General features: G+C 28.6%; 10 protein-coding genes. 4 read left to right on the top strand and 6 right to left on the bottom strand.

Annotated features, from left to right (window positions below; genetic code table 11):
* Positions 1-77 precede the first annotated feature (77 nt).
* Positions 78-3,761 carry a YecA family protein gene (locus FUA26_RS15780; RefSeq protein WP_222611774.1) on the top strand — a complete coding sequence of 1,228 codons (3,684 nt, stop codon included), beginning with the start codon at positions 78-80 and terminating at the stop codon, positions 3,759-3,761.
* Here FUA26_RS15780 and FUA26_RS14105 read toward each other — a convergent pair.
* The 3 genes from FUA26_RS14105 to FUA26_RS14095 all read right to left on the bottom strand — a co-directional run bounded on the left by FUA26_RS14105 (position 3,751) and on the right by FUA26_RS14095 (position 9,884).
* Complete coding sequence (locus tag FUA26_RS14105; protein ID WP_147137505.1) at positions 3,751-5,538, bottom strand: HEPN domain-containing protein; 1,788 nt, start codon at positions 5,536-5,538, stop codon at positions 3,751-3,753. The two genes, FUA26_RS15780 and FUA26_RS14105, sit on opposite strands and share 11 nt — an antisense overlap.
* Positions 5,539-5,548: 10 nt before the next feature.
* Complete coding sequence (locus FUA26_RS14100; RefSeq protein ID WP_147137502.1) at positions 5,549-9,256, bottom strand: nSTAND3 domain-containing NTPase; 3,708 nt, start codon at positions 9,254-9,256, stop codon at positions 5,549-5,551.
* A 355-nt stretch (positions 9,257-9,611) separates the two neighbouring features.
* Positions 9,612-9,884, bottom strand: coding sequence for a helix-turn-helix domain-containing protein (locus FUA26_RS14095; protein WP_147137499.1), 273 nt, complete (start codon positions 9,882-9,884; stop codon positions 9,612-9,614).
* A gap of 64 nt (positions 9,885-9,948) precedes the next feature.
* Between FUA26_RS14095 and FUA26_RS14090 the strand changes: the two genes are divergently transcribed.
* The 3 genes from FUA26_RS14090 to FUA26_RS15750 are packed head-to-tail and all read left to right on the top strand — an operon-like array spanning position 9,949 to position 11,288.
* Complete coding sequence (locus tag FUA26_RS14090; protein WP_147137496.1) at positions 9,949-10,362, top strand: hypothetical protein; 414 nt, start codon at positions 9,949-9,951, stop codon at positions 10,360-10,362.
* A gap of 2 nt (positions 10,363-10,364) precedes the next feature.
* The gene (locus FUA26_RS14085; RefSeq protein ID WP_147137493.1) at positions 10,365-10,718 is read left to right on the top strand and encodes a hypothetical protein; all 354 of its coding nucleotides are present in this window, start codon (positions 10,365-10,367) and stop codon (positions 10,716-10,718) included.
* Between the two features lie 3 nt (positions 10,719-10,721).
* Positions 10,722-11,288 carry a hypothetical protein gene (locus tag FUA26_RS15750; RefSeq protein ID WP_186826923.1) on the top strand — a complete coding sequence of 189 codons (567 nt, stop codon included), beginning with the start codon at positions 10,722-10,724 and terminating at the stop codon, positions 11,286-11,288.
* A gap of 78 nt (positions 11,289-11,366) precedes the next feature.
* Here FUA26_RS15750 and FUA26_RS14075 read toward each other — a convergent pair whose 3' ends face one another.
* The 3 genes from FUA26_RS14075 to FUA26_RS14065 all read right to left on the bottom strand — a co-directional run bounded on the left by FUA26_RS14075 (position 11,367) and on the right by FUA26_RS14065 (position 14,611).
* Positions 11,367-12,686 (bottom strand): hypothetical protein, encoded by a 1,320-nt coding sequence (locus FUA26_RS14075; RefSeq protein ID WP_147137487.1) that lies wholly within the window; start codon positions 12,684-12,686, stop codon positions 11,367-11,369.
* Between the two features lie 5 nt (positions 12,687-12,691).
* Positions 12,692-13,054, bottom strand: coding sequence for a helix-turn-helix domain-containing protein (locus FUA26_RS14070; RefSeq protein WP_147137484.1), 363 nt, complete (start codon positions 13,052-13,054; stop codon positions 12,692-12,694).
* 240 nt (positions 13,055-13,294) lie between these two features.
* The gene (locus FUA26_RS14065; protein WP_147137482.1) at positions 13,295-14,611 is read right to left on the bottom strand and encodes a phage integrase SAM-like domain-containing protein; all 1,317 of its coding nucleotides are present in this window, start codon (positions 14,609-14,611) and stop codon (positions 13,295-13,297) included.
* Positions 14,612-14,855 lie beyond the last annotated feature (244 nt).

Below are 14,855 nucleotides of genomic sequence, written 5' to 3'. Positions count from 1 at the left end.
ATGATGGTGGTTTCTAATCTGATATAAATAATAAATTAAAGGCTTTTTTTGCCTAAATTTATGATTAAACAAAATTTATGGCTAAAATTGGGAGAAATGAATTGTGTCCTTGTGGAAGTGGAAAGAAATACAAAAAATGCTGTATCGGAAAGTTAATTGAAGAAAATATAAATGAAAATGATTTTTTAAACTACATAAGAAATAATAACTCATTTGAACTTCTAAAAATATTTTCAGTACTTCAACTAATTCCTAAAAACCACTCTAAGCTTATTAGGTTAGAAACAATACAAGATACAATCATATCAAATTTGAATAGTATAAGCAAACCTATTAATTATATGGATTTACAAAATACTGTTCATGTTAATTATGAAACTGATTATCGTGAAGACCCAAGCGAATCTTCATTTACAGAAAATATAACTTTTTTTAATGGAAATAATGTTGTGTTCCCTGGTATAGCTCACGAATCTACAAACGTAAACCAATGTATTCTCCATTCGGTTTTTTTCATTGAGAATGATTTATCAGAATCAACAAAAGATAAAATTAAAGAGGGTACTGTTTTTCTTTTGTCTCTTTTACATGAAATAGCTTTAAAATTAGGTTATACTAGATATTTATTTGAAGATGATTATCGAAATAAGATTACATTTCCAGAAAAGTCTTTTCTCCAGAAACACAAAGAGCTATTTGCTTTTTCAGAAGATACTATTAAAAAGGTTTATAGGAAATACAAAATAAAATCAAACATCATTCAGCAGTTTACTTCTACTATTGAAGAAGTTAAAAGCAACAAAGGAGAAGAAACAGTTTTAATCAATAAGCCTTTTGTTAAAATAGAAGATGAATATTTACTTGTCCTTCCGAGTGCAGAAATGTATTCTCTTAATCAATTTATAATAAGAGTTGCTGAAGAAAATGGTGAGCTTGGTTTATTGGAAGAGAGTTATGATAAAATTATTAAAAATGAACTTACTAAATACCTTACTCCTTATTGGAATAAGGTTCATTTTGAAACTGAATTAAATTGTGACGAATCTATTTGGCAATTTGATAATAATAAATATGCGTATGTATGTTATTTATCTAATTCAGCTAAACCTAATTTAGAAAAAAGAGCTAATAATATTATTAAGAGCATAAAAAGAGAGATAAATAATGATGATGTAGAATTTTTAGCTCTTCATGTTTTTTCTCAATTTTCGATTAAGGAAATGACCGCAATAGGCTTTAACTTGATAAAAGAAGCAAGATACCAACTTGCAGTAAATGTTTTTGATTTGGGTAGACTGGGGTCGCATTGGGATATTGACAAGCTTACACTGTGGAAATATGCAAAAGCAAAGGAAAGAGCTGACAAAAAACGAGTTGAAATAACACCATTTTTTTCAATACTAACTTATTTTAAGTGGTACAAAAGAAATAAAGATTCTTTTTTCTTAACTGATGATGAATCGCCTAATTGGATAAGTTTTGATTTTGCAATGCAAGGTGAAGTTGTTGTGGAAACGAATAAAAAGGAAGATAAACATTTTATTTATTATATAAATGAAAGTAATGGTTTGGGGTACATACCTGTTATTAAGACAGAGACTTTTGCACCTATATATACTTCTGAAGAAATTTTTGATGGATATTTAAAAGTTGCTTTAGAGAAGTATAATTGCCCTATTTGGGTTACCTGTAAAAAAAGATACGATGTTGTTGGTAGAAATTTTGTGGAAGCAATTCTTTATTGGTTAAACGAGCTTGAAAAACCGTTGACGAACATACTAATTCCTTTTGATAAATACCCTTTAGAAATAGAGCTGACATTTGAAAAGGGGCTTTTGGAAATTACCGAAGATAATAACCCCAGTACAGGGAAAATTAATATTGGTTTCAACATAAATCCAAAGTTGAGAAAAATTGAACTAACAATACCGAAAAGTATTTTTGGAGCACTTCATAGAGTTGATAATCATGGGGAAAGAATTTTGATGGATGCAGTAATCCGAGGAATTAACAATTTACTTACTATTTATGATTGCGATAGAATTGAGGAAGGTCAAATTGAGCAGATTTTAAATGATTATATGCCTTTGAGTAGAGCAAAAATGATTTTAACCGCACATTCTGTTGACAATATTAAAATGAATGGGAGTCATATACCTAGAATAAGATTTGTTTATGATGCTGATATAGCTATTGTATTAGAAGATAATGTAAGTTGGTTGCCTGAAAAATCAAAAATTCCTGAGGTTATAAAAACTGAAAAAGAAAAAGAATCCCTATGCCTTAAATTAATAGACTCTCTGATTAAGCAATTAAGGAATAGATTAAAAGAATTTAATTTTGAATCATTATTGCCTTTTTTAATGTTAAGGCATGAAGCATTATCCCATAGTCTTGGTAGAAGAGATTTATCTGTTACTGCAAGAATAGAATGCTTTGGTAAGTATGAAGATGTTGTTGAGTCTTATCAAGAGTATAATGGAAAACTAGTAAAGGCATCACATTCAATAAGATGCTTGATTGAGTTTGTTGTAGCCGAACCGTTTTTTGGTGATAAGACTGTAAATGATGATGATGTGGATTTTCTACTAGCAATTATGACTGAAATAATCAATTACGGAGCAGTTAAAGATTCAATTAAGTTTAAGATTGATAACCCTAAAATGGGGCTTTTGCCTTCTGGAAGAATTGGTATATCTCATGACTTTTATGATAACGTTCTAACTAATTATAGGGAATCAGTTACAAAAGACGAAATTTTGGATTATGATGAATCTTTTGCTAATAAATTCAAAACAAAGAATGGTATTACTTCTGATAAGCAAAAAAAGATTGATGCCTACTATGATAAGGTTGATGAAGCTTTTTTAGCTGATTGGGGAATAACTTTGCCTATGATTATAGCGACAAATAACCTCTTATCAGATTATTGCTTTGAAAATCAAAAATCTTATTATTCCTGTACAGATGAAGAACTTAAATCTATGTTAAAAAGCAGAACAAATATGAATGAGAAAAATATAAATTCATATATAGAAAACATGGGTCTTGAAACTAGGGGTAAAATGGATAAGCCAAAAGTTTTAAATGATTATCCAGAGATATTCCCATGGAGATACAATCGAAAATATTCATATATAAGAAGACCTTTATTAAAAGTAAAAAACGGTAGTAATGGTTTTATTTTTTATTGGAGTGCTAGACATATTGATATGGCATCAGATAATTTATTAGCTCTTTTTCACAACGGCTCTTTAAAGGTTGAGGATGATTGTAAGGCAATTAATAAGTTATTAGCTGAGAGAAATAATATAAAAGGGAGGGAATTTAGAGAAGAAGTTTTTGAGTGGTTGATAAAAAAACCAAACCTAAAAGTTATTCCTTATGAAGTTAAAATAAAAGAAAATGGGCTATTTAATGCTGATAGAAACTATGGTGATGTCGATATTATGGCATTTGATATTAGAAGGAAAATACTTTATTCAATAGAGTGTAAGAATACCAAACAGGCGAAAATCATGTATGACTTTCAAAATGACTTAAAAAATTACATTGAAAAGCAACTTCCAAAGCATTTGAATAGAGAATTTTGGTTAAAGAAAAATATTGGTGATGTGCTACAAGTTTTTAAAATAGAAGACAAGGGATATAAAGTTAAATCAATGGTCATATCATCATATCAACTACCAATTAAGTTTATGGAGAAAACAAAAATTCCAATTTATTCTCTTAACGAGATTAAGATGAATGCTATAATTTGATATAAGAACCAATGACGTTATAAAAGTTTTCAATTTGATAATCAATAGCTTGGCTTGTAATCATTTCCATGGCTTGTTTTCGGCTTTTATTGGCTGTTCTAATTAAATCCTTATAAAATTTAAGCTTCTCTAAATTTTCATTGGTGTTATCAATTTTAAGCTCAATCACAGCATTATTAATTGTCTTACTTATCAATGAACCATTGTCTATTGTATGATTGGTTAAAATTGCACATATAGGCTCAAGATTATATAATTTGTCATTGTCATCTTGAGGGTAATTCTGCCTAACAGGATAAAAAGCCCAAAGAGAAGCTTTGCCTCTTGCTGCCAAAATTTCAACAGAATGAATCAGTACATTGTCAAGCTTCCATAAACCATTTAAAAGATGCTTGTATTCGTTTTGAAGTAATTTCAAGTATGTATCCTCGTTTTTAAAAAAATCGTTATCTCTAAAAATATCGTTAATGATATTGGTTAAACGAATTAAGGGTAATTTTAACATACTACCATATAAAGTTCCTGCATTAGGATGTGCATTCATATTTCGCATTTTCCTACCCCAATCCAATCTTTGTTTATAAATTTCAGAATGCCCATTAGATATTATCTTTATAAGATTGAATAATGATTTATTTTTTATTTCAACATTTAACTCGACAGCTTTAGATTTAACTGCCATTTCAAAAATTCGAGTTAGCCTTGAAAAAGCATCTCCGTAAACTGGATAATGAAAGTAACTTAATGACTGTAACTGTTCTGCAATAGCCATTTCTTTGACAATTTTTTCAGGGACATCAGAATGAACATTTTTTTTGATTAGAAATTGATTATGAAAATCATTTTTACTTTTTATGCTAAAAACCTCCCAAGTAGAATCAGGAGTGTAATTGATTTTTATTGATTGTTCAATAGCTGTTATTTCTTCATCATTTTTGTAATTATAGTTTTCGCTTATTCCCTTTAGTCTATCAAGAGCATCATCAAGATGATTTAAAAAACACTCTTGCTTTTTAATTATTTCCAAACTCTTATTATAAACATTCAAAGGACTATTGCCATTTAATTCTTGAGGGTATCTGGTTGAATTACTATGTTTGGCAGTCAGTATTGAACAAAATAAAAATACATTTGAAGCATAAGCTAAGCTTAATGTAATGTCAAGCAGGTTCTTAACTAATTTAATATAATCAACAAAATGTTCTTCGTTAGAGAGTATTTCTAATAATTCATCAGCTTCTTGATTTGTTTTTTCAGAATTAAACTTTTTGAGCCAAATTGCATAATCATGTAAACTTGTTTTAAGTATTTCAGAAAGGTTTGTAGGGAATTCAAGTTTAGATTCTTTAATTTCTTGAAGTGATTCCAATAGTTTTTTTAAATCAGATTCTTCAAAATCAGTTGCTTCTTGGTTTTTAATACTGTCAATAAATTTTAAACTGGTAGTTAAGTTATCTTTATATTCAGTAATATCAATACTTTTAAGTAATGGGTTTTCAGAAATGAAACTGATTTTATCCTCTAAGGAATTGATGTAATTGATATTGTCTTTTTGACTAATTAAGTTCTTCCTTAAAGGTTTAAATTGGTCATGTCCAACATTTTTAAGCTCACTTTCTTTTAATAGACCATTTAGCATCCAATTGGCTTTGTTCGCCTTTTCTGAGGCTTGTTGGAAATAAAAATATGATTGACTGAAACAGTCATTTTTCAATAGTATTTTTGAAGATTTAACATCGCTTTTTGCAATGTCAATCCATTTAATAATTTCATTCATGTATTATTTTTTAAAGCCCCCAGTCTCTTATAAATTCTTCCTTGATTTCTCTCTCGATTTCAGATTTCTTCCTAATTACTTTTTCATCTAAAATATTCACAAACTCCAAAAGATTTAAATCATTTAAGCTTTTTAAATAATCAATTACTTTTTGTAGTTCGGTTATTTGATTTCTAATTTTTGGAATTCTACTGCCTGTGGAAATCATGCCTTCAGGATAAAAACCAAGCCTGTTAAATTGTGAAGTGCTTATATTTTTATCAATTATTAGCTTTAAAAAATCAAACTTCTTATCTCTGTACTTGTTAACCACTATATTATAAATCATTGCTATACTAGATTCATCGTTTGATGAGATTAAATACTCTTTAAGTACATTTTCCTCCCTTTGATTATTCCCTTTAAAAACGGTTGAAATATCATCTGACCATGAGAATCTATCAAACTTTTTAAAGTATTCTAACATCTTATACATTACAACTTCATAATTACTTAAATCCAATAATTTTGTAAAATCATTTTGACTTAATTCTCGTCTGGATAAATAATCTTTGTAATCATAACTGTTTTTCAGTAGATCAGTTATAAAACTTGGATAGTCATTTAATATTAACTTTAACAACTTTAGGTCATAATCAAAATGCCTGTCTTTCTCGTCAAGAATAAGATAAGAGTGTTTAATTTGTTCAATTTTGCTATTAAACAGTTCAAAATGATTTTTATGAAGATATAAGAAAAAGTCTTTTTCTACATTTACCTTGTCATTGTTAATTCTCTCAATAACTATATCAAATATTTCATATAATTTGATTTTAAAATCATTAAAAACATTACTAGCCTTTTCAAGAAAATTAGGCAAAAACCATATATATTTTACATCATTTCTTTTTATATAGTTTAAGCATAGTAGATAGTCTTCATCTGTCAGCTCGTTATCAGACAAACCATTCCAAAAGAGATTTAAATATAATTGCCCTACACTATTGCTTTTTAACAAGTTTCTTAAACCCTTAATTTTTTGATTGTCGAATTCAATTTTTGAAAAAACCCTGCCAAAAGCAATCTCTTTACAGAAATCATACTGGAGTGTTTTCTTTAAGACTTTAAGAAATAAATGAAAATCCTTTTTGTGTAAATATTTTAAAATGGCTTCAAAGGAATGGTTTACACCAAAATAACCCCTTAATCCTTTAGTCTCTTGCTTATAGATAAAATCAATATCGTCTAAAAGTTTATAATATTCCTTTAATGAAAAATCAGCAATAAACTTTTCAACCTCTTTTTCTTTGTACTCTTCATATTTATCATAATCTCCATTAAAATCTTTGCGTTTAAGCTTGTCTTCACTTAATAATAGAAAAGTATTATATAAATCTCCACAGTGTAAATCTTCTAACCCTTTTTTGTATTTAATCTTATAAAGTCTCAATTTGGAAGTGTATCTATCAACTATAGAATTATCGGTATAATCATCTTTGTTGAAATTGTCCTCAATGAATGGTATTAAAATATTCATATCAAACTCAATAACATCATTTACTCTATCGTGATAAGATAATTTAGAAACATACTTAATTAAGGCGTTCCTACTTTCATTTTTTATTTTGATGTTTTTGTAACAGTTAAAAATAAATTCCCAAAGCTTAGTTCTAAATCTTTTTTGCTCTTCTGTTAAACATATAGGTTTCATGCTTATAGCAAATTTATTACCATAATTAACCGTACATCGATAACTATCAATTAAATAACTTGGTGCAATAAATAGTATTAATCTTGAGTAAAATAAAGGGTTCTCATCGATTTTGGAGTATAGGAAATCAAATAAGTTAATTTGGGTTCTGTATTTGTATTCGTAACTAAATTGACCGTATGTAAAACTTTGTGTATATACTTTAAGAAGTTTTGTGAAAAGTGTTTCATTTGACAATCCATAATCATGTAAAATAGCTAGTGCATGATTGAAGTCATCATGAAAGTTTTCAAACTTGACTAGTATGTCAATTCTTTTGTCTTTATATGAGTTTAAATGGTTTTCATCATAGACTTTAAAAGGGTATTCATTTATTTGTTTGGGAAATTTTAAACGTTCAAACTTGTTGAGATATATCAATGCTTCTGTAGTAAGGTAATACCAAAAGTCATCCAAAAAACGAATTGCAACCTCCTCTTTGTAAATTTCATTCCATACGGTTTTAATATCCTTAACGATTTGATTTTTAACTGATTCAAATCCATAATTGCTAACAATTGGAACTAAAATTCTACTTAATGGGAAAAATCTTTTTTCCACATAAACTTTAAGTAATTTATAGAAAGGTATTTTTTGTTCATTAATAAAAACTAGATAGAAAATATATTCTCCCAGTATTTGGTCGGCAATTTTGTAAGCATTTTTAAATTCATTTGTGATTTCTAGCTTGTATAGTGCCCTTAAATTTTCAATTAACTCATTTTTCGAGATTTCAAAATATTCCTCTATTTCATTAATAGTACTTTCATTATCAAAATCTATAACTCTAAAAAGCGATATTATTCCTGCTGTTTTGAGTAAATTTTCATTTCCAAATGTTTCTATATTGTCTTTTACAGATGAAAAATACTCTTCATATATTTCAGATGCGTTATTTAACTTTTCAATTTCTTTATTAATACCTGCAATTGCAGCCATTATAGCTATTCTTGGATTACCCTTAGAAATTGAGTAAATCCTATCAACATAATAATTAGTGATCTTAAAATCGGGGCTTTGAAGAATTTGTGCCAGTTCAGATTTTTCAAACTCTTTTAATTCAATATGCTTATAGTGTTTTAAAAACTGCTGGACATATTCCTTGACATAGTTTCTTACCGTAAGTATTAATTTAATTTTACCTTTTCTTTCTTCATTTTTAATAAAATTTAGAATTAGTTCAAGGTTTGCTTTAAGTTTATTTGCATCATCAAGAACTATGAGATAATTTCTATCTTTTATTAATTGAACTTTTAAATCCTCCCATATATCCAAACAACCATTATTGATGATATACTTTAAATGAAATTCTGGAAACTCATCTTTAAACCTTTTAGATAACTCCAATGAGAATTTAGTCTTGCCAATTCCAGCAATTCCAGAAATCAAAAGAATATCAGAATCCTTTAGGTACTGAATTCCATCATCTAAATCTTCTTTTCTATTAAAAAAATCATTAGATAACGTGGTTGCAAATTTTGATTTTTCATATTGATTAATAAAGGATTTGACTTCTAAAATTTGACCTGTGTCAATTGGTATATTAAGTTCTCTTGCTATTGAAGGGTAATCTCTATGTATGTGATTGGAAAAGTCAGCTAAATCAATGACCTCCAATTTTGTTGAATTTTGAAATGTATTTTTATATTCTGATAATTCATTAAATAATGAAGCACTAACCTCACTATTACACATCAAAATAATTTTGACAATCTTTTGTTTAGGTATGTCTTCTTGTTTAAAACAATGCTCAATATCCTTTTTAAGTTTACTTTTTAGTCTTTCTTTTTGAGTAGTAACTTCATTAAAAATATAATAATCTTCTATCGGAATAAAATTGTCAGGAGTTCCTTTTTTTGATTTTTCTTTTCCCAAAACAAACCCTGTAGGAATTACATTGTTATACCTGTATGATAAATATAATCGACAGAGGTTTGCATATTTGTCAGAATTGCATCTGATTAAAGCTTGTTCAATTTGTGTTAACATAGTAATTAATGTGTTACCAAATTTAATATTTATTGAGTTAAGAAAAACTGATAAAAACTAATGATTGTTAAATATGAAAATTTATTGGATAAGTGAATTACGGATGAGCTACTTTTCAGCTTTTGATGATTAAGTTGGTAAAATTTAAGTCTTTTTTAGGTTATAAAGTAAATATATAGTGGTAATCGTAACCTAATCGAGTTTACTTCATTATTTCATATTATTTTACTGTAAAAATATACTTGAGATTTTTCATCTTTGATGATAAAGAAATTTAACTAGTTGATTGCCTTTGGAAAAAAATAACCCAAAATAGGCTCAAAAATGGGGTTAAGACATATAGGTCTTTTGTGATTTATTTAAGAAATTTGAAATCGTAAACTTCTTTCATTTCAACTTCCAATGCGAGACAAATTTTAACGATTGTGGAAAATGTAAAATTTGTTCTGCCATTTTCAATTCGAGAAATAGTTGTTTTTTCAAAGCCAATTAAAGAAGCTAAAGCAGTTTGAGACATGCCTTTTTTTAATCGGATTTCCTGCAACCTTTCTCCAAATGCTTTTTTATAAATTTTAAGCTGTTGGGGAGTAAGTTCAATCTCGTTAGTTTTTTGCTCTTCTGTTGACATAGAAGTCAATATTACTTCTTATATTAGCGTACTCGGTAAGCGTATATGTCAACAGTGAAAAACTATGAAAAAAACAATTACTATAAATAAAGATATACCAAAATCAATCATAATTGGACTATTATTAAGTATAATATTGGTGTTTGTAATAGAGCATTTTGGGGACTTCTCATACGTTGCCAATGTAGAAAACACATATACTGGAGGAAAGATTAACCTAGTTGATTATGTTTCGCCTAAAACGCCTTTAGAAAGCATCTATCTCGATACACCTTTTGGTTCAAGATTCATCTTTGATGGTAACAATTTAACAATAGGAGATATGAAGTTTGTTGGTGGAGATTTTAAACCTTATACCAATAGAATTTCATATTACTTTAAAGCTACTTTTATGGATTTCAAGTATGTTTTATTAGTTGGCTTAATATTGACTGTGATAGTTTACTTATCAAAAAATTTTAAGCTAAAATTCAATTAGATATGGATTTGATAAATAATGACTTTATGCCTTTAATTAATTCCTTAGATAGTAAGTCTATTAAAGAGAGGGAAGTTATTGTCAATGAAATTAAATATCAAATGGAGCATATTCTTAGACACTTCATAAGATGCAATTGGGGAACTCATTATAATACTGTTTTCAAAAGCCTTATAAAACCATATCTCGACAACCCTCAAACTTTAGAGGTTGTTTTGAAATCGGAGATGATTAAAGATAAAAACACAGTAGTCGGAAGAACAGGAGTGAAGATATTTCCAAAACTAATGAACTATTTAAAGCGAGTAGATAGCCCTAATATACAAGAATATCTAAAACAAGAATTTAACCTATAACTTATGAAAACAACAATCTATTTTCGACTATTAATTATTACTCTTTTTGCTTGTTCTTGTTCATCCAACGATGACAGCAACAATGAACCAAATCAAACCAATTCGTTTAATATTAATGGCACTAACTATGAGTTGGAGAATGCTTATATCATAAAGACCGAATTAAATAATAATACTATATATGCCATTGCTTTAACCAAAGGAGAGGTTCTAACAATGGGAAACGGACAAAACGAAACAACCTATTCAAATGACTTTTCACACTCTTTTAGCTTTGGATTCCAATACAACAATGGAATTTTAAGTGAACTTCCTATAGGGACTTATGAATATGATGGCAATGGGGTTTTCAATTCTACAAATATCAAAAACCAGTATGTTATGGAAAACAATTTGGCTGTGTCATACAACAATGTTTTTAACCAATCTGATATTGTAGCAAATGAAGGCAGAATAATAATTGCAAAGTTGAGTGATGGAAATTATAACTTTAACTTCAATTTTGTTACTGCTTTGGGACAAATAAATGGTAGTTATACAGGAAGCACAACAGAATTTGTTTTACAATAGTGATGGGGCATTTTTTCAAACTCTGCTTATATTGTTGTGAAAAAAGGCTTTATAAAAGCAAACCTAATCTTTACTATTTTAAGCAACATTAGATAATGAAATATTTTGGTATACTTCAATAGAAATAGATGGGGTAAAGCCAGTATAGTTGAAAATTTCTTTTTCCATAATGTTTTTAACAATATCAACATATTCAGCAGTCGTCATAATAGAATCATGTATAGTAAACAAAGGAATGTTATTGTCGAATCTATTAATGCTTTTAATGCACTTATCTAATATTGCCGTAGCTTCTATATTCTGCAATAGTAAAGCTAGTTTTTGATACTTCTTCTCTTTAATTTTTTCAATTATAGAGTATATAGTTGGAAACTCTTTTTTAAACCAACTTTTCTCTTTTGTATATTGGTTATTCTTTGAGAAGATAACTTCAAAAGCTACTGGTTTCATAAGAGATTTAGGTTTATCGTAAAGGGTGTAGTTTGCTTTATTTGTTTTATGGTTGTATTTGCATTTTTCGTAAATACCACAATTACCTAAATCTGAAATCAATTTATTGCCAAGTACCTCATAAAAAGTCCCTGTAAGAACTAATTTCTTAAACCTTTGAAACTCGCTCTGGTCAAGGCTTTCAGGAGGAAGTGCCGAGATTATGTGTATGTCCTCTGTTATATCTTTAGTTTTATTCTTATTGATTTTATCAAGAAGAACTAACAAGAAGAAGATTTGGGAGCTGTTGATGTCGATATTGACAAGTGGCTCTCCCTTGAATTTGAGATGTTTTCTCACTTCACTTTTCATATTGGTCAAGTTGGTGTGTAGCCTTTTGTCTCCATTGTGTCTAATGAACCATTTGTTTCCATTTATGAAGTTGGATATACCATTTTTAATAGCCAATACTTTTCTTTGGTTAAAATGGAGGTTTTCTATTTCTTGCAATGCGGAGTCCACATCTAGTGTTAAATCATCACTATCAAACCATTTCCAAAGACATTTATATCTTTTTACAGCGGAAGGCATAATTCTTGATTTTTGCTTCTTTTTTAAATTCCAATCTGTAATTTCATATTCGATTAGCTTAGAATCGTCTATCCAATGTGGAATAAGATAAAATTGATTACACTTATTACATTGTTTGCAATAGTTGATTTTGCTTATAATTGTGTGTTTTACAAATAAATCTAGGTACTTGTTATGGTCTTTAGATACTATTTCTCTTAAAATATTGGAGCATAAAGAAACCCAACCAGTTTCTTCAAATTCATCATCATCATTTGTGCCACATAATATTAAGTTTAGTAGATATAATGCTTTGTCTTCTTTAAATTTGAAACCATTATCTAGTGTAGCCAATTCTTTGACTTTGTCAATGAGGCATTCATTTAATAAAATTCTCATAGGATTTAGTTTTTAGTGTTAGTAAATTCAAAATCCTCTAATGAGTCAGTAGTTCTGCTTAAATACTCATCAATTAATACATTAGAATATAAAGGTCTATTGCCACATTTGGCATCAGGGACAAGTTCTTGTTTTTTGTTCCAATTGTGTAGAGTAGTTCTGCAAACATCAAGCTTTTTACAAGTTTCCTCTATTGAGAAGTACTCTTTTGGCTGTTCAGGTTTAATGGGGTTGTGGCTTTCTAAAATATGTTTAAAGCCTTCTAATAGTTTGTTTGCAATGCTATCAGATAATTGTTTAATCATCTGACTTGCGATTTGGTTTAGGTCAATTTGAGACCTTTCAATAATTACTGGTGCGTTTTCCATATAACTAATATTTAGGGCATAAAAAATGCCATTAATAAATCAAGCCTACCAAATTCTTTGATAAGCCACCTTTGTGTTATATGTTGTTTATTTTAGTGGTGTGAAACCCAAAAATATCTTATGGATATTGGGTTTCAATAAAAAAATCAATCTAGCGACTGATTTTGTTTCCTAATGAAAACTAGGATAAGGTTATATTGTTGTTGTAAAGAATAACACAAGTATCGTGCCACATTTTATTTATGAAACGACCTTCATTTTAGAGTTTTTATTTTCTTCTTGTTCCCAATAATCTCTTATCATTTCTATGTATTGGTCATTGCCTATTTTGACGTAGTCTAGTAGCTGCTTTTCTGAAGCGTGAGTAGTAACTGCCATGATTGCTTGATTTGGAAGCTTACCATAGTGATTTGAACAGAATGACCTACGACATATATGCGAACTAACAAGCTCATACTTTGGATATAAACCACGAACATTTCTATTTGTATTTGGGTCTCTTTTGTCTCCAAGTATCACTTGGTCTATTTTAGCCATTTGACATATTTCTTTAATTTTCTTGTTAAAGAGATTTTCCCAAGATTTCTCGCCAATATCAATTTTGGGTAAAGCCCCATTTCGTTTCTTTAAAATATCTCTTACATGAGAATGTATGGGTATTTTAGCAGGAGCATGGGTCTTTTTTGTGCTAGACACTATAATAGTGTCATTTACAATATTCATTCTTTTAAGCTGCTTAAAATCGCTTACTCTTAATCCAGACCATAGTCCGATAATAAATAAATCTCGAATATTGTCTAATCTGTCGTCTTCAATTTCTAAATTATAAATCTTTTCAATTTCCTCTACTGATAAATATGGGTCTAAAGGCTTTTGCCTTCTAAAACTGAATTTAGGACTTTTAAACTCTGGGTTAATGTCGTATTTAGACACTTCTGCTTCTCTGCAAAACGTTTTTATTTGTCCTATGTATTTTTCAATAGTAGTATTCCCATAATTACAATCGATAGATAGATAACTGACGAAATTTTTATGAAAATCTAATCCAATATCTCTGTGCCTTAATCTAGTTGTGTGTTTTTCTTCAAACTCTTTCAGTCTTTCAAGGGTTGTGTTGTATTTTTGAATGGTTTTAGTGCTTATTTTTTTACCTGTACTTAAATTGATTCTGCCTTCTGATTCTTTTATGAACTTCTCTACAAATGGGACAAAGTAAACAGTATAGTTTTCGTTTGAATCTTTTGGGCGATTATTGTATTTGCTTATTACTGCTTTTAACCATATTCTGTCAATTGTTTCTCCATTTCCGTAAGCTTCATTAAACTCATTTAAGATAAAGTCTTTTAAGCCATTGATTTGCTCTCTTAATTTTTCTTTTGGGAATGGTTCAGAAACTGCATTAAATGCTTGTTTTTTGTTAGACCACCACTTGTTCTTAACTAATATGTTTGACTTCTCAAATAAGTCAATGGTTTTGCCGTTATCACTATAATTGAACCTCACATATAGGTTTATAGGGTCTTTTTTTGTTTTTGATAAGAGTGTAATACTAGCCATACAAAGGGTTTTAAGAGATTTCAATATACAAAAAATCTTCCCAAAATCTTCCCAAAAAAGACTGAATAGTGCTAAAAATAGATAAATTTCATTAAATAGTCGATTAAAGTATATTTCTTTTAAACCCTTGTAAATTATGATGTTTTGATGAGTTTTGTTTAATTGTGTTTAAGGCTGTTTAACTTGTTAGAGAGCAGTTCCCGCTACTAAACAAAGCCTTCAACAAAAGTTGAGGGCTTTTTTT

This window comes from Seonamhaeicola algicola (assembly GCF_007997385.1).
GTDB classification, from domain to species: Bacteria; Bacteroidota; Bacteroidia; order Flavobacteriales; family Flavobacteriaceae; genus Seonamhaeicola; species Seonamhaeicola algicola.
The sequence above is the reverse complement of the archived record's forward strand: the minus strand, read 5'-3'. Positions and strand labels throughout refer to the sequence as shown.

Bases quoted from the DNA above. Each gene is read 5' to 3' on its own strand.
- FUA26_RS14065 (WP_147137482.1), bottom strand. From the start codon at position 14,611: ATGGCTAGTATTACACTCTTATCAAAAACAAAAAAAGACCCTATAAAC.
- FUA26_RS14085 (WP_147137493.1), top strand. From the start codon at position 10,365: ATGGATTTGATAAATAATGACTTTATGCCTTTAATTAATTCCTTAGAT.
- FUA26_RS14095 (WP_147137499.1), bottom strand. From the start codon at position 9,884: ATGTCAACAGAAGAGCAAAAAACTAACGAGATTGAACTTACTCCCCAA.
- FUA26_RS14075 (WP_147137487.1), bottom strand. From the start codon at position 12,686: ATGAGAATTTTATTAAATGAATGCCTCATTGACAAAGTCAAAGAATTG.
- FUA26_RS14070 (WP_147137484.1), bottom strand. From the start codon at position 13,054: ATGGAAAACGCACCAGTAATTATTGAAAGGTCTCAAATTGACCTAAAC.
- FUA26_RS15750 (WP_186826923.1), top strand. From the start codon at position 10,722: ATGAAAACAACAATCTATTTTCGACTATTAATTATTACTCTTTTTGCT.
- FUA26_RS14105 (WP_147137505.1), bottom strand. From the start codon at position 5,538: ATGAATGAAATTATTAAATGGATTGACATTGCAAAAAGCGATGTTAAA.
- FUA26_RS15780 (WP_222611774.1), top strand. From the start codon at position 78: ATGGCTAAAATTGGGAGAAATGAATTGTGTCCTTGTGGAAGTGGAAAG.
- FUA26_RS14100 (WP_147137502.1), bottom strand. From the start codon at position 9,256: ATGTTAACACAAATTGAACAAGCTTTAATCAGATGCAATTCTGACAAA.
- FUA26_RS14090 (WP_147137496.1), top strand. From the start codon at position 9,949: ATGAAAAAAACAATTACTATAAATAAAGATATACCAAAATCAATCATA.